The organism is Bacillus cereus group sp. MG20, assembly GCF_040459885.1.
Classification (GTDB): domain Bacteria; phylum Bacillota; class Bacilli; order Bacillales; family Bacillaceae_G; genus Bacillus_A; species Bacillus_A cereus.
This window is the reverse complement of record NZ_JARVHF010000001.1, coordinates 3,558,453-3,577,565: the sequence shown is the minus strand read 5'-3', so window position 1 is coordinate 3,577,565 and position 19,113 is coordinate 3,558,453. Positions and strand designations below refer to the sequence as shown.

Below are 19,113 nucleotides of genomic sequence, written 5' to 3'. Positions count from 1 at the left end.
AATGAATACAATGAATAAAACAAAAACTGTCTCTCCATATTTTGCATTTATTTTATTGCATTCTCTCCAAATCGGAATAGGAATTCTCGGATATCAACGTGTAATTTTGAAAAATGCAGGTTATGATGCTTGGATTTCTCTTATTATTGCAGGTATTGCAACTCATATTGTACTGTTTTGTATGTTAAAAATGCTTGAAAAAGACGGAGATTTAATTAGCATTCATACAACAACCTTTGGAAAATGGATTGGCTCTATATTTTCTGTAATTTTCACTCTTTATTGCTTATTATTTTGCCTTACTGTTCTTCGTACATATATGGAAGTAATACAAGTTTGGATCTTTCCTACCATTAAGTTATGGAAACTTACGCTTATGTTTTTGTTAGTCACTTACTACATTATAAAAGGTGGCTTCCGTTCTGTGACAGGGATATGTTTTTGGGGTATTGTTCTTCCTATGTTCGTTGTATTCTTTTTAGTCTATCCGATGAAGTATGCACATTTTCGTAATATTTTACCTATTTTTACACATTCCCCTTTCGACATACTTGTGTCAGCAAAACAATCTGCATTAGAATTTCTCGGATTTGAAACAATTCTTATCTTCTATCCCTTTATTGAAAAAGGAAAATCTTTAAAAAGATGGGCTCACGCAGGGATTGTTTTTAGCACTCTAATTTATGTAGTTTTAGCTATTGTATCATTTATGTATTATAGTGAAGGACAATTGAATCACACTATTTGGCCTACTTTAACGATGTTAAAAATAATTAAAGTTCCTTTTATTCAGCGGTTCGAATATATTATTATTTTTGTTTGGTTTTTAATAATTTTGCCGAATCTTTGTTTAACTATTTGGTCATCATGTCAAACGATGAAGCGTTCCTTTCATATTTCATTTAAATTTACACTACCATTTTTTATTTTCATCGTTTTTACAGCTTCTTTATTTTTTAAAAATCGGGAAAGTATCAACGCATTAAATACTGTACTATCTCAAGCGGGATTGTATATTGTATACGCTTATATCCCACTTTTATTTCTATTCCATTCGCTAAGATGGCGCTTCAAAAATCAGTCAAAAAAATCTTCAACCGATACACCGTAATCTCTGATACAATTTGATTAATACATTTGTAAAGGGGACAAGCGAATGAAAAAGTATGTATTTTCTTTACTTGCAGTACTGAGCTTAATTCTTGCTGGATGCGGAAGTACTGGTACAAATGACCAAAAATCTTCTGAATCAAAAAAAGAAGAACATGACCACGCATCGCACACTCAGCAAGCTGACATTCAAGAGAAAACAAAAGGAGTCGACACACTTCCGACCTTCCTAGATAAGCTTGATCCACAAATGAAAGATATCTACACCGTCGCTGGACAAAATGCAGAGCTATTAGATTGGATTCCATGCTATTGTGGTTGCGGTGAAAGTGTAGGACATAAAAATAATAAAAACTGCTTTATCCGTGAAATTAAAAAGAATGGTGAAGTTGTTTGGGATTCCCACGCAACGACTTGCGTCAATTGCCTAGAAATCGCAGTTGAATCTGCTTCCATGAAACAAAAAGGAAAATCAACGCTAGAAATTCGTAACTATATCGATAATAAATATAAAGAAGGCTATGGCAAACCAACACCTACGCCAATGCCAAAAGCTTAAAAAACGAGGAAACTCCTCGTTTTTTCTTTTCATTCACTTTTTTTCTTAACAAATTCTTTCAAGTGTATTTCCCCTTACTTATCACACACTATATATAACTCTCGGTAAGGAGGGTACACAGTGCAAACATATAACGACTATGATAAAGCTCTCTATTACACGTATTGCTGTAATTGGGATAAATTACTCGTTCTCATGGTTCAAACGAACGATCAATTATTTTCTAAGCGTATTGAGCATTTTTTACACGCTTATCAATACAGCAAGGAACTACCAGAAGTTGATAAACAATTGCAGCTCCTATTTCAATATATTGACCATGCATCCCAAAAGTCGCATGTAGAAGAAGTAGAACAAATTCAAATGTAAAATATAGCGCTATTCTCTTCCGGAGAATGGCGCTTTTTTTAAATGTTTATATCAATAAAAGTTTCTCCTTATAAAACTTTTATTGATAAACATATTTTTTCTTTCTTTTCCATACCACTTCATACTATAATTTAGTATGTAACTATTATAAGAGAGGTATAAAATATGGGACGAGAAAAAAAGCAAGAATATGCTTTACTTACCGCATGGGGAGCTTCTTTTATCGCTACACTAGGAAGTCTGTACTTTTCCGAAATCATGAAATTTGAGCCTTGTGTTCTTTGTTGGTATCAACGTATTTTTATGTATCCATTCGTTTTATGGCTCGGTATCGCTGTGGCAAAGAAAGACTATCGCATCGCAAATTATTCTTTACCAATCGCAACTATTGGTGCTTGTATTTCTTTATATCACTATGCAATTCAAAAAGTCGCAGCATTTTCAGCTGCTGGGGCAGCTTGTGGACGTGTACCATGTACGGGAGAATACATAAACTGGTTCGGCTTTGTGACAATCCCGTTTTTAGCACTTATCGGCTTTATTACAATCGCTGTTTGTAGCTTTATTGTCATCAAAAACAAATAAGGAGATGAAAGAATGAAAAAAATGCTTATATTTGGTGGTATTATTATCGCCTTGTTTGCGGCAATTTTCGCTGTAACACAAATGGAAGAAAAAAAAGCTTCAACTAGCCAAAAAATTGATAATGCTACTGGTAGTCAAACAGATGGTCCTGACTACTACACAAATAAAATCTCTCTTTCAGATCTTCAAAAGAATTTAAAAGAGAAAAAAGAAGAAACAGTATACTTTTATCAAACATCTTGCGTTCATTGCCAAAAATTATCTCCTGTCGTAGTGCCAATGGCTAAAGACTTGAACGTTGATATGAAAGTTATGGATATTGAAAAATTAGATGCTCCTTGGGATGAATATAAAATTCAAGGTACACCAACAATCATTCATTTTAAAGATGGCAAAGAAGTGAGCCGTATTAGTGGTGAACAGCCGAAAGACAAATTAAAAGAATGGCTTGAGCAAACGAAAAAGTAACGAGAAAAGGAAACTCCTTCTACACATGAAATGGGCGTAAAATCCCACACTAATGTATAAGGAGGGGGTTTTATGCCAGAAGTAAGATGTTCTGTTTCCAACTGTTCTTTTTGGGGGCAAGGTAACTTTTGTCAAGCAAGTGCGATCATCGTTCAGCCTGATGCAGATGAAACTGGTCAAACTGAAAATGATTCATATACAGCTGCTGTTTTAACAAACGAGACGCTAGAAAGTTCTGTAGCAACAAGTGTAGAGACTTGTTGTCATACATTTAAGCCTAGATATTAACAATTATTCCACCTCATATACGTGAGGTGGTTTTTTCTTTCTCTCTTCTTGTTTACGTCATCTCTAATTCTCCCTATAATAAAGTTAACATTTTTATGAATACGAAGGTGAAATACTATGGCTAAAACAATTGCAGATATCGCCAAATTGGCTGGAGTTGCAAAAAGCACAGTCTCTCGTTACTTAAACGGCGGATATGTAAGTGATAAAACAAAACTTAAAATCGAAGGTATTATTCAGGAAACAAATTTCTCTCCCAATACATTTGCTCAAAGTTTAAAAGCAAAAACAACAAATTTAATTGGTGTCATCATCCCCCGATTAGACTCCTTTGCTACAATGAAAACACTTATCGGGATCGATAAAACATTACAGGAAAATAACTATCAAATGCTTGTAGCAAATGCAAATCAAACAACCGAAACTGAAATACAAGCAATTGAAAACTTTATAAAACAAAAGGTAGCTGGCATTATTTTATTAACAAAAACATTAACGAATGAACATCAAAAAATTATGGCTAATTCAAACATCCCTATTTTATTCGTCGGGCAAGAATATAAAGATCAATATTGCCTCGTTCACGATGATTATGATGCAGCTTATGAGTTAGGGGCATACGTTTTATCGCAAGGCCATCGACATATTGCCTATTTAGGGATAGAAAAATCTGATATTTCTGTTGGAATAAATCGAAAAAATGGTTTTCAAAAAGCAATTGAAAATTTAGAACCGACTTGCAACGTTTCATATTACGAAACAACTTTCCGCATAGAAGATGCCATGAAACAAGTACAACATATTTTAGATAATAATCGCCCAACTCTTATCGTATGTGCTACAGATAACATCGCTCTTGGCGCAATGAAAGTCATTCACTCCCACTCCCTTTCTGTACCAGGTGATATTTCTGTAACAGGATTCGGTGGATATGATATTTCAGAAATGGTACACCCTAGTTTAACGACAATTGCGTTTGACTATGAGTATGCTGGAAAGCTTGCTGCCACTTCTCTTTCACAGCTTGTTGAAAACAAAACTATACCAAAAATATTACACTCTCGTTATACATTAAAAATCCAAGAAAGCGTTGACAAAATATAAAGGCGCTCTATAATAAAATTAAAACCGGTTCCACATTTTAAAAACAGGATTTTCAACATCATTTCCCTGTTTTTTATTTTAACTTATTACGGAACCGGTTCCATAAAAAGAAAATTTATAGTAAGGGGGAATTTTTATGGATATGAAGCAAATTGCAACTCAAGTAATACAGAACATTGGTGGAAAGGAAAACATTGTTCGTGCCACACATTGTGCGACTCGCCTTCGTCTTATATTAAAGGATGATACGAAAATAAACTCTGCAGAAATCGAAAACATCAATGGAGTAAAAGGTGCTTTTGCAACGACCGAGCAATATCAAATTATTTTTGGAACTGGCATAGTAAACAAAGTATATGATGAATTCTCAAAACTAATTGGAATAGCCGAACTAGATTCTACAACATCAAACGATATACCTAAGAAAAAAATGAATCCTATCGCCCGCCTAGCAAAGACACTATCTAATATTTTTGTTCCAATTATTCCAGCTATCGTCGCAAGCGGTTTACTTATGGGTCTACTCGGAATGTTGAAAGCGTTTAAATTAGTTCCTGGAGATCACTCACTTATCCAATTACTTGATATGTTCTCAAGTGCAGCTTTCATCATTTTACCTATTTTAATTGGAGTTAGTGCCGCTAAAGAATTTGGTGGAAACATTTTCTTAGGTGCAGTTGTTGGTGGTATATTAACTCACCCAAACTTAACAAATCCTTGGACTCTTTCAAATGCAAAACCCACTGTTTTACATTTCCTTGGTATGGATATTGATATGATTGGCTATCAAGGTACTGTTTTACCTATTTTATTATGTGTGTATGTTATGAGTACAATTGAAAAAGAACTTCGAAAACGTGTTCCGAACTCTTTAGATTTATTAGTTACACCATTCTTAACAATTATTATAACTGGCTTTTTATCACTTATTATTATCGGACCAATTGGATATAAAATCGGTGACGGCATTACGTACCTTTTAAATACAATTTATCAATTTGCAGGACCAGTAGCTGGACTTATATTCGGTGGATTGTATTCAACAATCGTTCTTACTGGCTTACATCATAGCTTCCACGCTATTGAAGCGGGCTTACTCGCAAATAAAGATATCGGTGTCAATTTCTTACTCCCTATTTGGTCAATGGCGAACGTTGCACAGGGCGGTGCTACTTTAGCTGTCTATTTCAAAACAAAAAACAAAAAAACGAAAGAAATTGCAATTCCAGCAGCAGCTTCAGCATTTTTAGGAATTACAGAACCAGCTATTTTTGGTGTCAATTTAAAACTTGGTAAACCATTTATTGCAGCAGCTATTGGCGGCGCAATTGGAGGCGCTTACGTTGTTTGGATGCAAGTGGCGGCTAATGCATACGGTTTAACAGGTATTCCGATGCTTACAATTGTTGCACCTCTTGGCATGATGAACATGATTCACTATATAATTGGTTTCGCCATTGCAGTTATCACTGCTTTTGTTGCCACATTCATTTTATATAAAGAAAGTAAATAATAACGGGGTGAAAACCTATGTCAAAATATAAAACAATACTGCAATCTAATAAAGACGAATTACATTCTTTATATGAAATTGCAAACCAAGATTCATGGAAACCAATTTATCATATTCACCCAACATTTGGATTAATGAATGATCCTAACGGTGTATCATACTACAATGATGAATATCACGTTTTTTATCAGTGGTATCCATTTGGTCCCATTCATGGAATGAAGCATTGGGGGCATGTGAAGTCAAAAGACCTTATTAACTGGGAGCGTATGCCTGTAGCCATCATCCCTACTGAAAGCTATGAATCACACGGTGCATATTCTGGTAGTGCTATCGTAAAAGATGGCCTTCTTCATTTAATTTATACAGGGAATATAAAAAATCCTGATGATTCCCGTGATGCAAAACAATGTATGGCAACAATGGATTCACAATATACGATGACGAAATATAGTAATAATCCTGTTATTGATATAATTCCTGACGGATATACAAAACATGTACGTGATCCAAAAGTCTGGAAACATAATGATATGTACTATATGTTACTCGGTGCCCAACGTGAAAATAAAACAGGAACTCTATTACTATACAAATCACAAGACCTATACAATTGGCATTTCCAAGGCGAAATTACAACAAATTTAAAAGAATTCGGATTTATGTGGGAATGCCCCGATTACTTCCAATTATCAAGGAAAGATGTACTTCTCTTTTCACCGCAAGGAATTGAAAAAGACGGAGAAAACTTTCACAATGTATACAATGTCGTTTATGCTATAGGCCATTTCGATATTAAAAATTTATATTTCCATGTTGATTCCTATTACGAAGCTGATAAAGGATTCGATTTTTATGCCCCTCAAACTTTAGAAGACTCTACTAGTCGTCGCCTATTGTTTGCTTGGGCAGGATCAAGTGAAATCACATATCCTTCTGATGATTATATGTGGGCTCATTGCCTAACACTTCCACGTGAATTAACATTAGAAGATAACATTTTAAAACAAAAACCAGTTTCAGAATTAACAAAACTACGAACAACAAAAAAACACATTTCAGGAGATATAACAGCTGGATTAAATGTATTATCAACGCTTGATGATGAAGACTCCTATGAATTAATTGTTACACTTAAAACAGAAGATGCAAAGCGTTTTGGTCTTTCTCTCTTCCACAATGAGGAGGAATGTTTCCCCATTACATTTAATCGGGAACAAGGTACTATTTCTATAGACAGGGGCAACTTCTACCATCAATTTGGCGGAGAATATGGATTTGAACGCTGTAAAAAAATCGATATTCAAGATACGATAGAACTACAAATATTTGTAGATAAAAGCATCGTGGAAATTTTCTTATACGATGGTTCAACAGTCTTTACGTCCCGAGTTTTTCCTCGAAAAGACATGAAACATCATATCGCAATCTTTTCAGATGCAAAACTAAACTTTACCATCACACAATATAAGCTGAAAAGAGGGATTGTATGCGAAATGTCTTTTGTATAGGTGAACTATTAATTGATTTTGTGTGCCGAAATACTAACGTTTCTTTAGTAAACGGTTCAGATTTCGAAAAAAAAGCTGGTGGAGCACCCGCTAACGTTGCTGCTGCGATTACAAAATTAGGTGGACACGCTACATTTATGGGGCAAGTAGGAAACGACCCATTTGGTGAGTTTCTTGAACAAACTTTACAGCGTGCGCAAGTCGATACATCCATGCTCATAAAAGATAAACAAACAACACTTGCATTCGTATCCATCGATCAAGATGGCGAACGTGATTTTACTTTTATGCGTGGTGCAGATGGTGAATATCAATTCAATAGCATTGATTTATCAAAAATACAAACGAATGATTTAATACATTTCGGTTCAGCGACAGCTTTACTATCAAGCCCATTAAAAGAAACGTATTTTCAGTTGTTACAATATGCGAAAGATAACGGCCATTTTATTTCTTTTGATCCAAATTATCGAAGTGCACTCATTACAAATACAGAACAATTCTCTCAAGATTGTCTAACCTTTATAAAACATGCACACTTCGTAAAAGTAAGTCAAGAGGAAGCTACTATGCTCTCTAAAGAGAGTGATTTACAACAAGCGGCACTCAAATTATTAAATTATGGCGCAAAAGTAGTAGCTATTACACTTGGAAAAGACGGTACCCTTCTTGCGACAAATGAAGGTCAAACCATTGTCTCTTCTATTTCCATTCAACAAGTCGATACAACTGGTGCTGGTGATGCTTTCGTTGGAGCAATGTTATATCAGATTGCCCAAAGTGAACATACACTTTCGTATCATTTCAAAGACTTAACAGCGTTTATCTCCTTTGCAAATAAAGTAGGCGCTATCACATGTACAAATTACGGTGCAATTGCCTCTCTTCCATCATTAACAGATATAAAAGCATACGATTAATCGTATGCTTTTTTACATTCCTCTCCAAAAATCATGCATAATAAAAAAGTACAAAATAACGAGAACGGCCGTCCCGCATAAGGTAATGCGCCGATATATACTCTTCTCTCCTTCCCTCGCTTTCACAAACGCCCAAATAAATCCGAAGAACAATATTAAATCAACATATGGAACATAAAAAGAAAAGACGAGAAACGCATATAAATACACGATAAATAAACAGGTCGTTACTAAGAAAACTTTAAACGCAAATTCACTTTTCATAATATAACCGCCCCCTATCTGTACTGTATTATATTCAGCAAAATACAATAGTTGCAGTTAAACTCCAAGTATAAATAAGCTACCGTCTATAATACGGTAGCCATTACGGAACATTGTATTTCCGTTTATATATATTACTTAAAATCGAAGAAGGAATTTGCTCGTAACGAATTTTCTCTCCTGTTTCATCTATAATATACGAATTGTTTCCTATATAATATATTCCATCTTTTCGTTTTGAGTACACTGGATATCTTTCATTTGGCAATACAGTTTTTACCTTTGTTAACTGTCCATTTGGTTCTTGCCAATATATATCCGCGCGGTCTACTAACGTAAGTATTCCAATTTGTTCTTTTTCTATTTTTCGACCATTCCAGCTCACAACGCGATAACCAAGCTTATTCGCTTCATATTCGGGGCTCGTATGAAAACGAGAAATGATTACTTTTGTTTGTAATTGTACTCGGTCATATAACCACTGTATATCCCTGTCATGCATACGAATACAGCCATTTGATTCCCTACTTCCAATCGTCCATTCCCGGTTCGTCCCGTGAATCGCATATTCATTCTTATCTAGTCCAAGCCACCTCGTACCGAGAGGGTTATTCGGTGCACCCCCAGCTATTTTTTTTCGATGGTATTCTTTATTTTTAAATTTCGTTATAATACAAAAATTACCTTCAGGCGTAGGTGTACGATCTCTTCCAGTCGTTACTGGAAATGTTTTTGTGTAATTTCCATTCTCAAAAAAGGACAACTGGTTTGTCGTAAGATTCACTAATATTAAATGATCTGTATCAGCAAAAGCACTAACCGGTAGGAAGAAAAATAATAGTAAAACGAAACATACCCTTTTCACCTATATCCCCCCTAGCGCTCACCATAATAATTGTAATTAGCTTTACTTTGCTCTTATAAATGAAAACTATCCATTTACAATAACGCCCCCATTTACATGTATCATTTGTCCAGTAACATAAGAAGAATCACCAGACGCTAAATATACGTATGCCGGCGCTAACTCATATGGTTGACCAGGCCGTTGCATCGGGACATTGCTCCCAAACTGAGAGACTTTCTTCTCATCAAAGCTCGATGGAATAAGCGGTGTCCAAATCGGTCCTGGTGCAACACCATTTACCCGAATCCCTTTTTGGACTAACGATTGAGAAAGTGATCTTGTAAAAGCTACGATTGCTCCTTTCGTTGCGGAATAATCAATTAACGTTTCATTTCCTTCATATGCAACGATAGATGCCGTATTTATAATGACATCCCCTTTCTTCAAATGAGAAAGGGCTGCTTTCGTAACGTGAAAATAAGAAAAAATATTAATACGAAATGTTTTTTCTAGCTGTTCTGCTGTAATATACTCTAGCCCTTGCTGCGGATATTGCTGCGCGACATTATTTACTAAAACCTGTAAACTACCTAGCTGCTGGACGGTCTCTTGAACAACCTCTTTACAATGCTGTTCATCACTTAAATCACCCGGCAACAATACACACTTTACACCTTCTTTCTCAACATATTGCTTCGTCTCATTAGCATCTTCTTCCTCATCTAAATAAGCAATCGCAATATTTGCTCCCTCTTTCGCAAAAGCGATGGAAACAGCTCGTCCAATCCCACTATCTCCCCCTGTAATTAATACATTCTTTCCTTTTAACTTTTCGCTACCTTTATAATTTGAATCTTCAAACTGCGGAAGTGGATTCATTAATGATTCAATACCAGGCTGTTTATTTTGATGTTGCGCTGGCATTGTTACAAAGTTTTTTTGCTGTGGCATAGCTTCTTTCAACTCCTTTTCCTTATAATGTGCATAATAAAAACTGAAATTCACACATCAAGTTACGATTAATATTCGAATTTAAGACACAAAATATGAATTGTTGTAAACTTTTTATACAAAACTATTGCAAAATAGTTAAAAAACGAATATTATATATAACTGTTGTGAAAATTATTCGTAAACAGAAAGGATGTTTATATGTTTAACCTTTCAAAACATAAAACTTCTATTAAAACTGAAATTATGGCAGGTATTATTACCTTCTTAACAATGGCATATATCATTGTCGTAAACCCAGTCATCCTTGGGGATGCAGGTGTTCCATTTGAACAAGCATTTACAGCAACAATTATCGCTGCTGTTGTCGGAACATTATTTATGGCAATCTTTACAAACTTACCAATCGCAATCGCGCCAGGTATGGGATTAAATGCTTACTTCTCTTACTCTGTTGTAAAAGCTCATGAAGGCATGACTTTCGCAATTGCATTCTCTGCTGTATTCGTAGCAGGTATGATTTTAATTTTGTTATCATTCACATCTTTCCGTACAAAATTAATGGAAGCAATTCCTGAAAACTTAAAACATGCAATTACTGCTGGTATCGGTCTTTTCATCGCCTTTATCGGTTTACGTTTAACAGGTATCGTTACAAAAAATGATGCAAACTTAGTTGGACTTGGTGATCTTCACTCTGCTCCAGTTCTACTAGCATTGGCTGGGCTTGGAATTACTATTGTTCTTATGTCTTTAAATGTAAATGGCGCACTATTTATTGGTATGCTATTAACTGGTATTATCGCTTTCTTCACAGGACAGTTAACATTCTCAAACGGTGTTACATCAATGCCTGGATTACCAGAAGGAATTATCGTTTCAAATCCAATTACTGCTGTATCTGATGTAATTAACTACGGATTGTACGGCGTTGTATTTTCATTCTTCCTTGTTACATTATTTGATACAACAGGTACATTACTTGGGGTAGCTCAACAAGGTGGATTTATGAAAGACGGAAAACTCCCGAAAGCTGGACGAGCTCTTCTATCTGACTCATTTTCAGCAACAATCGGTTCTATGTTCGGAACAACACCATCAACAGCTTACATTGAATCATCTGCTGGTGTTGCAGCTGGTGGTCGTACTGGTTTAACAACTGTTACAGTAGCTGTTCTGTTCGCACTAGCAGCATTCTTCGGACCATTAGTAAGTGCTGTTTCTGGTGTATCAGCTATTACTGCACCATCATTAATTATTGTTGGTAGTCTTATGATGGGTTCAGTTCGCCACATCGATTGGGACTCATTTGATGAAGCATTCCCAGCATTCTTAGTAATCTTAAGCATGCCGCTTACATCAAGTATCGCAACAGGTATCGCACTTGGATTTATTTCATACCCACTTATGAAAGTGGCAAAAGGTAAATTCCGTGCTGTTCACCCACTTGTATATGTATTTGGAATTTTGTTTGCTTATCAATTGATATTCTTACCACATTAAAAAAGTAGAGCATCGAAATCCGATGCTCTACTTTTCTTTTATAACAATCATTCAAACTATAAAGGCACCTCCAAAATATGAAGGAGCTTATAACCTTTTAATACTTCTCTTCTACCTGTAATTCTTTACTATACTTTTGAATGAACACTGATGAAATAACCATTACTATGCCCACACTAAAACCAATAAGTTGATCTAATAACATTTCATCATGAATAAACCAGCGAAGTAAAAATACACCCCCAAAAATAAGCATCATGATAAATCCAGTATGTCTAAGCCCTTTATATACATTTTCCATATGTATCACCTCTCCACATACTTTTATCCATATTATACCATAATCTAAAAACGTGTATAACCAACATTCGGTATTGAAACCAATAATAAAAAGACTGCAGAGAACTCCATCTCCACAGCCTAATATTTATTTTTGCAAAAACGCCTGCAAATCTGCAAATTGTCTCTTTGCATCTTCATAGCCTTGCTCGTATAAATTTTGTAGTTTTGCTGTATCTTTTTCCATACGATCTACTTGAAGCGGCACTTCTGGGCGAATAACAAATAAATTACCAGCTTGCTCTTCTTTTTCAATATAGTGAAGTGTTTCATTATACACTTCATAACGATTCAACATCGTGTTAACAAGATTCGGATATTTTTTATAAGCTTTTCCTGCAATCCATCCGAATTTTGATTTTTTCTTCGCGTAACCATGATTTCTCGTTAAAATAACGACTGATTTTTTAAATCCATCTTCCTGTGCCTTACGAACTGGAATTGGATCAGAAATCCCGCCATCTAATAACTGCTTACCACGATAATTTACTACTGGTGCAATGAAAGGCAATGAACTAGACGCTTGTAATAAATTTAGTGCATCATCATTCGTTCCTTCTTTCTCAAAATAAACAGATTGTCCTGTTTCACAATCCGTCGTTCCTACAAGGAAACGTTCTGGGCTATTAAAGTATGTTTCAAAATCAAACGGAACATGCTTTTCTGGAATTTCATGAAAAATGAAATCCATATCAAATAGCTGACGTTTTCTCCATAAGTTTTTATACGACAAATATTTCGGATGTGATGCATAATCAATATTGACCGTTTTATTTCTATTTCTTTGTCTGGAAAGATACGACGCTGCATGACAAGCACCAGCTGATACACCGATTACATATGGAAAATATAAATCTTGTTCCATAAAGTATTCTAATATCCCCCCCGTATATACACCACGCATACCGCCGCCTTCTAATACTAACCCCGTATTTTCAAGCATGTTACTCTCTCCTCTATATATATTGACTCTTTAACTATTCACCATGTTAAGTATCTTTTTCTATTATATATGAGTTCTTTCAGAAATTATATTTAAAAGACTTGAGAAAAAGGAGTTTTTTCTTCCAATTATATTTCCAAATGATCGGAGACATCCTTTATAAACCTTTGAATAAAGTCTTGCTCTTCTTTCGTATATCCATCTAAAAGTAACAACCACTTTTCTTCAGCTTGCTTATGCAATTTTTCATGAGCTTTATATATTTCATTGCCGCTTTCCGTTAAGCTGAAGAAGATTTCTTTTTGATTATCTAACATTTGCATCTTCTCAACGAATTGCTTTTGAAACAACTTCTTACAAATTTTAGAGATTGCTCCCTTCGTCATGCCCATTTCTGTCGTAATTGCCGTTACATTCATCAAACCATTTTTTCCGATACATTCGATTACATGTAACTCAGATAAAGACATACTACTTACACCTGTCTCATAAAGAAACTTCTCGTTTTGTCGTTTTAAATGTTCTTCTTTTTTATGCAAAAGTGTACGAATGTCCGACAGTATTTCCATTTGCTTCGTTGCATGCTTCAATCCGTTCGCCTCCTAAGTTTCCGAAGAAACAATTTAACTATATACCATTTTAAAATTATTTTTTCATCTTTACAAGTGAGAAAATCATGTTAAAATAAATTTAGTTTCCAAGGAAACCAAAAAATACAAGGAGGTTAACAAGATGAAAAAATCTAAACTAACTTTCATTTTATATGTTGTCTGTATTAGTGCCTTACTCGGTTCCTTCGCTCAAAATATTTACACACCTATCTTACCGATGATTCAAAATTCTTTTCACACTTCTCTTTATCTTGTAAATGTAACAGTTTCACTTTTCACATTCATTCTTGCAATTATGCAGCTCGTATATGGACCTTTAATTGATACAAAAGGGAGAAAATCTGTCCTTATCCCTAGTTTAGTCATTAGTACAATTGGTTCAATCGGATGTGCTTTTTCGGCAAACATTTATTTATTTCTCTTTTTTAGAGCTGTTCAAGCTATAGGAATAGCGGCTATACCTGTAGTTTCAGCAACGATTATCGGCGATTTATTTGAAGGAAAAGAACGCGGAGAAGCGATGAGCCTATACCAAATGTTACTTGCCCTCGCACCTGCAATGGCTCCTCTCATAGGTGGATTTCTTGGCAGTATAAATGGTCACTTATCTGTATTTCTCTTTTTATCTACACTTGGCATTATCTTATTAATTATAAACATTTCACTACTTCCAGAAACAAAGCCAAATGTAATTAAGCAGTCTAAAGCACAAAAGAATTACTCTCTTATCTTAAAAAATAAAACTGGATTTTCTATTACTCTTATTGGCTTCATTCAATTTTGTATTTACTTTTGCTTTCTCGTTTTTTTACCGAGCATTTTAGCAAATTCATTTCATCTAGCTGCAAGTGAAATTGGTCTTATGTTTGTACCAATGTCTCTTTCTATCATGCTAGGAAGTTTTTGCTACAAGTTTTTGCAAAAACGCCTCACAACAAAGCAAACTTTATTTATTACGAGTTACTTCAATATTATATGTGTCTTTTTATTCTCTTTCATATATAACATCAATATCCCATTCATCATTATCGTTACATCTTTGTACGGTTTTAGTATGGGACTTTCTATGCCAACTCACACTACTTTATTAACAGAAGAATTCGTGCAAGAACGTGCAACAGCTATCGGTATGTACAACTTCATCCGCTATCTTGGTATGGGCACAGGGCCACTTATAGGTGGATTTCTTTTATTTAACCAAAATTACTTTTGGATTTTCTTCCTAGGCGCAATTATGTTTTTACTTGTAATCTTATATGCAATGAAAATGCTAAGTTTTCATTCTGTACAAAAAGCAAAATAGAGCCCCCAAAAAGGTCGGCTCTATTTATCCTCTTTGATCCGCAACAATATGAATATCAATATACTTTGTTTGTCTCATAATTTCATTTACAATAGAGCCTTTTCGTATTTCTTCCCACCTTGTTCTAGCCGATTGTCCAAGTAAAATTTGCGTCACCTGTAATCTTTTTGCCACTTCAATAATAACATCTGCTGGCTTTCTTCCCTTTGCTTCTTCTAATACAAAACTTGCATCAAATTGATTCGTTAGCAACTTCCACTCTTCAATCGTCTGCTTTTTTCCAGCTGAAATAGAATCTATATTTTCCCTCTCAACGTTTAATACGTACAATTCAGCGTTTAACCGATCAGCCATGCGCCATCCCCGTCTTATTAATTTCTCCGCTGTTGAACTGTATTGTACACAAACAAGAATTTTTTCTTTTACGCCAATTGGTTCTATTACTGTTTGGCTAATTTTCTCGTCCATATCATCGGCAACCTCGCGAAGTGATAATTCCCTAAGTGCTCCTAAATTATTAAGCGTAAAGAAATTTTGTAAACTTTGCTGAATTTTTTCTTCTTTATATATCTTTCCGTCTATTAGTCTCTTCCTTAATACCTCGGGCGTTGCATCAACGAGCTGAATTTCATTTGCTTTTTGTAAAATAAAATCTGGAATTCGTTCTCTTACTTTTACATTCGTAATTTGAGCTACAATATCATGAACACTTTCTAAATGTTGAATATTAAAAGCTGATAATACCGATATACCAGCCTCTAACAATTCCTGCACATCCATATAACGTTTTTTATGCTTAGAACCAGGAACATTACTATGCGCAAGTTCATCCACTACGACTACTTGCGGCGCGCGTTTTTTTATTCCTTCCACATCAAGCTCATAAAATACCTTTCCTTTATACTGTATTTCTTTCAAAGGAACTTTTTCTAAATCAGCAATTGCTTCTTCCGTCTCTTTTCTTCCATGCGTTTCAATTAAACCAATTACAATATCAATTCCATCTTTTTTCATTTCCCTTGCATCAAAGAGCATTTTATAACTTTTTCCTACGCCTGGAGCTGCTCCTACATATAGCTTTAACTTTCCGCGATTTTGCTGACGAATATATTCTAAATATTCCTCTGGCGTTCGCCTTTGAAACTTCGGTTCATAATCATCTGCATACAAAATAAACACTACCTTTCATTCGAAACAACGCTACCTCAATCCGTTAGATTGAGGTAGCGTTGTTACTATTTCATTAATTCCTGTAATGCCAAATTTAGCTTTAAGACGTTCACTCGATCTTCTCCAAATAAACCAAGCGCAGCACCTTCTGTTTGATCTTTAATCAATTGATTAAGTTTTTCTTTCGGAATATTCGTTAATTTCGATATGCGATCCACCTGCACAGAAGCTGCCTTCGGACTAATGTCAGGATCAAGCCCTGAACCTGAATTTGTCACTAAATCAATCGGTACTTCTGTAACTGGAACGCTCGGATTTTGTTTCTTCCACTCTTCAATACTTTTCTCTACTCGTTTCTCTAAATCTGGATTAGATGGTGCATAGTTATTTGAACCAGATGCTTCTGCCTTATATTCAATACTAGAAACACGCCCTTGAAAATAACGTGGATCCGTGAAGTTTTGCCCGATTAATTTAGAACCAATTACTTCATTTTTATCATTATATATTAGACTTCCATCCGCATTATCCTTCATCACTGCTTGTGCAATACCAGTAACAATAAGTGGGTATACAAGTCCACACAACACTAGAAATGTAAAAGTAATACGGATAATTGGTGATAGTATACTTTGTTTCTTTTCCATCTTTTTCCCCTCTTCCTTATATGAACAAGCCGACAATTATATCAATTACTTTAATTCCAATGAACGGAACGATAACTCCGCCAAGCCCATAAATAAGTAAGTTTCGGCTAAGCAATGCATTAGAACTCATCGGTTTATATGCAATACCTTTCATCGCTAACGGAATGAGTAATGGAATAATAACAGCGTTAAATATTAATGCTGATAAAATCGCTGACAGTGGTGATGTTAATTTCATAATGTTCAATGCTTCCATTTGCGGAATCGCAAGTGTAAACATCGCTGGAATAATCGCAAAATATTTCGCTATATCATTCGCAATACTAAACGTCGTTAACGCACCTCGGGTCATTAACAATTGCTTACCAATTCCTACAACCTCAATAATTTTCGTTGGATTCGAGTCTAAATCAATCATATTCGCTGCTTCTTTCGCAGCTGTCGTACCACTATTCATCGCTAATCCAACGTCAGCCTGTGCTAATGCCGGAGCATCATTTGTACCATCACCTGTCATCGCTACAAGTTTCCCTTTATCTTGCTCTGCTTTAATAACCGCAATTTTATCTTCTGGTTTACACTCGGCAACGAATTCATCTACTCCAGCTTCTTTTGCAATCGTTGCTGCTGTTAACGGATTATCACCTGTACACATAACCGTTTTAATCCCCATTTGGCGCAACTGTTCAAAACGCTCACGCATACCCGGTTTTACTGTATCCTTTAAATAAATTAAACCGTAAATACGATTATCTACTGCAACTACAAGTGGTGTTCCCCCCTCTTTTGAAATTAAGTCTGCTTTTTGATTTACATCTTTCGGAATTGTTCCACCTTGTGACCCAACCCATTCAATAACAGCACCGACAGCACCTTTTCTCACTTTCGTTCCGTCTTGTAAATCAACACCGCTCATTCTCGTTTCTGCTTTAAACGGAACAAACTCCCCTTGTTCTGCAAGTTCTCTATTATATGATATAGATTTTCCCTGCACATACTCAATAACAGATCGACCTTCTGGTGTTTCATCTAAAACAGAACTAATAGCAGCCCACTTTCCAACTTGCTCAATCGTTTCATTTCCTACAGGCAATAATGTATGAGCCATCCGGTTTCCAAAAGTAATTGTACCTGTTTTATCTAAAATAATTGTATTAATATCGCCCGCAGCTTCTACTGCTTTCCCTGACATCGCTAACACGTTAAATTTTGTCACCCGGTCCATCCCAGCAATACCAATCGCTGATAGCAAACCACCAATTGTCGTTGGAATTAAACATACTAACAATGCTACGAGTACAGCTGTATCAATTTGAAAACCTAAATAATTTGTAAAAATCGGCAACGTCACAACGACGATCAAGAAGATAAGAGTTAAGCTCGTTAATACTGTATTTAAAGCAATCTCATTCGGCGTTTTTTGACGAGCAGCTCCTTCTACTAAAGAAATCATTTTGTCGATAAATGATTCACCAGGATTACTCGTAATAACAATTGTAATTTCATCACTTACCACCATCGTTCCACCTGTTACGGAACAAAAATCACCACCCGCTTCTTTTATTACAGGAGCTGATTCTCCTGTAATTGCAGATTCATCTACAGACGCTAATCCTTTGATTACTTCACCATCATTCGGAATCATTTCTCCTTGTTTTACGATAACAACATCACCTTTTCTAAGATCAGTTGCTGAAACTTGGACAATGTCTCCATTTTCTTTTACAACATTTGCAAACACATCTTTCTTCGACTGTTTTAAAGAATCGGCTTGCGCTTTACCGCGACCTTCTGCTAATGCTTCTGCAAAATTCGCAAATAAAACTGTAAATAATAGAATAAGAGAAACTGTTATATTAAACCATCCTGGTATACTACTAGAACTGCTTGGAAGAAAAGATAAAATGAACGTAATGATAAACCCAATTTCCACAACGAACATAATCGGATTCTTTATCATGACTTTCGGATTCAATTTCGCAACGGATTGTTTCATCGCATGTGTTACGATATCACGATCCATCGTTTTCGCTTGTCTAACTTCATCTTCTACAGCATGTATTTGTGTCTCATTTACTTGTTTTTCTTTTACTACTACCGGTCTCATC

Annotated in this window: 21 protein-coding genes; 12 read left to right on the top strand and 9 right to left on the bottom strand. The window is 35.4% G+C overall.

The genetic code is table 11. From position 1 onward, the window contains the following. Window position 1 precedes the first annotated feature (1 nt). The 10 genes from QCI81_RS18325 to QCI81_RS18280 all read left to right on the top strand — a co-directional run bounded on the left by QCI81_RS18325 (window position 2) and on the right by QCI81_RS18280 (window position 8,427). Window positions 2-1,111: a GerAB/ArcD/ProY family transporter gene (locus QCI81_RS18325; RefSeq protein ID WP_001095035.1), complete on the top strand. Its 1,110-nt coding sequence runs from the start codon at window positions 2-4 to the stop codon at window positions 1,109-1,111. A gap of 45 nt (window positions 1,112-1,156) precedes the next feature. Continuing rightward, window positions 1,157-1,669 carry a PCYCGC domain-containing protein gene (locus QCI81_RS18320; RefSeq protein ID WP_000761026.1) on the top strand — a complete coding sequence of 171 codons (513 nt, stop codon included), beginning with the start codon at window positions 1,157-1,159 and terminating at the stop codon, window positions 1,667-1,669. A 120-nt stretch (window positions 1,670-1,789) separates the two neighbouring features. Next, window positions 1,790-2,038, top strand: coding sequence for a YhdB family protein (locus QCI81_RS18315; protein WP_001195459.1), 249 nt, complete (start codon window positions 1,790-1,792; stop codon window positions 2,036-2,038). Window positions 2,039-2,203: 165 nt separating this feature from the next. Beyond that, window positions 2,204-2,623, top strand: coding sequence for a disulfide formation protein C (locus QCI81_RS18310; RefSeq protein WP_000532261.1), 420 nt, complete (start codon window positions 2,204-2,206; stop codon window positions 2,621-2,623). A gap of 12 nt (window positions 2,624-2,635) precedes the next feature. Continuing rightward, window positions 2,636-3,091, top strand: coding sequence for a thioredoxin family protein (locus QCI81_RS18305; protein ID WP_016082775.1), 456 nt, complete (start codon window positions 2,636-2,638; stop codon window positions 3,089-3,091). 72 nt (window positions 3,092-3,163) lie between these two features. Then, window positions 3,164-3,379 carry a DUF1540 domain-containing protein gene (locus QCI81_RS18300; protein ID WP_001115482.1) on the top strand — a complete coding sequence of 72 codons (216 nt, stop codon included), beginning with the start codon at window positions 3,164-3,166 and terminating at the stop codon, window positions 3,377-3,379. A gap of 117 nt (window positions 3,380-3,496) precedes the next feature. Then, complete coding sequence (locus tag QCI81_RS18295) at window positions 3,497-4,483, top strand: LacI family DNA-binding transcriptional regulator (RefSeq protein ID WP_001140397.1); 987 nt, start codon at window positions 3,497-3,499, stop codon at window positions 4,481-4,483. Between the two features lie 136 nt (window positions 4,484-4,619). Beyond that, window positions 4,620-5,996 carry a sucrose-specific PTS transporter subunit IIBC gene (locus QCI81_RS18290; protein ID WP_000367322.1) on the top strand — a complete coding sequence of 459 codons (1,377 nt, stop codon included), beginning with the start codon at window positions 4,620-4,622 and terminating at the stop codon, window positions 5,994-5,996. Between the two features lie 17 nt (window positions 5,997-6,013). Next, entirely contained in the window at window positions 6,014-7,507 is a 1,494-nt protein-coding gene (gene scrB, locus QCI81_RS18285; RefSeq protein ID WP_071731151.1) for a beta-fructofuranosidase, read from the top strand. Further along, window positions 7,486-8,427: a carbohydrate kinase family protein gene (locus QCI81_RS18280; RefSeq protein ID WP_001246642.1), complete on the top strand. Its 942-nt coding sequence runs from the start codon at window positions 7,486-7,488 to the stop codon at window positions 8,425-8,427. The genes scrB and QCI81_RS18280 overlap by 22 nt, the downstream gene beginning before the upstream one ends. 12 nt (window positions 8,428-8,439) lie before the next feature. Here the strand turns inward: QCI81_RS18280 and QCI81_RS18275 are convergent, their stop codons facing one another. The 3 genes from QCI81_RS18275 to QCI81_RS18265 form a co-directional block, all read right to left on the bottom strand. Continuing rightward, a complete protein-coding gene (locus tag QCI81_RS18275) occupies window positions 8,440-8,691 on the bottom strand; it encodes a hypothetical protein (RefSeq protein WP_000834195.1) in 252 nt (83 codons plus the stop codon). A gap of 103 nt (window positions 8,692-8,794) precedes the next feature. Further along, the gene (locus QCI81_RS18270) at window positions 8,795-9,556 is read right to left on the bottom strand and encodes a L,D-transpeptidase (protein WP_000831960.1); all 762 of its coding nucleotides are present in this window, start codon (window positions 9,554-9,556) and stop codon (window positions 8,795-8,797) included. A 66-nt stretch (window positions 9,557-9,622) separates the two neighbouring features. Beyond that, window positions 9,623-10,489: an SDR family oxidoreductase gene (locus tag QCI81_RS18265; protein ID WP_001136292.1), complete on the bottom strand. Its 867-nt coding sequence runs from the start codon at window positions 10,487-10,489 to the stop codon at window positions 9,623-9,625. 201 nt (window positions 10,490-10,690) lie between these two features. Here QCI81_RS18265 and QCI81_RS18260 point away from each other — a divergent pair, with 201 nt between their 5' ends. Next, entirely contained in the window at window positions 10,691-11,992 is a 1,302-nt protein-coding gene (locus QCI81_RS18260) for an NCS2 family permease (RefSeq protein ID WP_000482716.1), read from the top strand. 97 nt (window positions 11,993-12,089) lie between these two features. Here the strand turns inward: QCI81_RS18260 and QCI81_RS18255 are convergent, their stop codons facing one another. The 3 genes from QCI81_RS18255 to QCI81_RS18245 all read right to left on the bottom strand — a co-directional run bounded on the left by QCI81_RS18255 (window position 12,090) and on the right by QCI81_RS18245 (window position 13,864). Continuing rightward, window positions 12,090-12,293 (bottom strand): hypothetical protein, encoded by a 204-nt coding sequence (locus tag QCI81_RS18255; RefSeq protein ID WP_000432810.1) that lies wholly within the window; start codon window positions 12,291-12,293, stop codon window positions 12,090-12,092. A gap of 126 nt (window positions 12,294-12,419) precedes the next feature. Next, window positions 12,420-13,274 (bottom strand): patatin-like phospholipase family protein, encoded by an 855-nt coding sequence (locus tag QCI81_RS18250; protein WP_000892676.1) that lies wholly within the window; start codon window positions 13,272-13,274, stop codon window positions 12,420-12,422. Window positions 13,275-13,402: 128 nt separating this feature from the next. Next, on the bottom strand, window positions 13,403-13,864 hold the full coding sequence (locus QCI81_RS18245) for a MarR family transcriptional regulator (protein WP_071731150.1): 462 nt from the start codon (window positions 13,862-13,864) through the stop codon (window positions 13,403-13,405). A gap of 142 nt (window positions 13,865-14,006) precedes the next feature. Here QCI81_RS18245 and QCI81_RS18240 point away from each other — a divergent pair, with 142 nt between their 5' ends. Further along, window positions 14,007-15,188 carry an MFS transporter gene (locus QCI81_RS18240; protein ID WP_065482263.1) on the top strand — a complete coding sequence of 394 codons (1,182 nt, stop codon included), beginning with the start codon at window positions 14,007-14,009 and terminating at the stop codon, window positions 15,186-15,188. A gap of 24 nt (window positions 15,189-15,212) precedes the next feature. Here QCI81_RS18240 and kdpDN read toward each other — a convergent pair whose 3' ends face one another. From kdpDN to kdpB, 3 genes are read right to left on the bottom strand one after another with little or no spacing between them, the layout of a single operon-like run. Continuing rightward, a complete protein-coding gene (kdpDN, locus tag QCI81_RS18235; RefSeq protein WP_003269552.1) occupies window positions 15,213-16,367 on the bottom strand; it encodes a KdpD-like non-kinase potassium sensor in 1,155 nt (384 codons plus the stop codon). Window positions 16,368-16,423: 56 nt separating this feature from the next. Next, window positions 16,424-17,005, bottom strand: a complete 582-nt coding sequence (kdpC, locus tag QCI81_RS18230; RefSeq protein ID WP_000412606.1) for a K(+)-transporting ATPase subunit C — start codon at window positions 17,003-17,005, stop codon at window positions 16,424-16,426. A 16-nt stretch (window positions 17,006-17,021) separates the two neighbouring features. Further along, window positions 17,022-19,112 (bottom strand): potassium-transporting ATPase subunit KdpB, encoded by a 2,091-nt coding sequence (kdpB, locus tag QCI81_RS18225; protein WP_043924621.1) that lies wholly within the window; start codon window positions 19,110-19,112, stop codon window positions 17,022-17,024. Between the last annotated feature and the right edge of the window lies 1 nt (window position 19,113).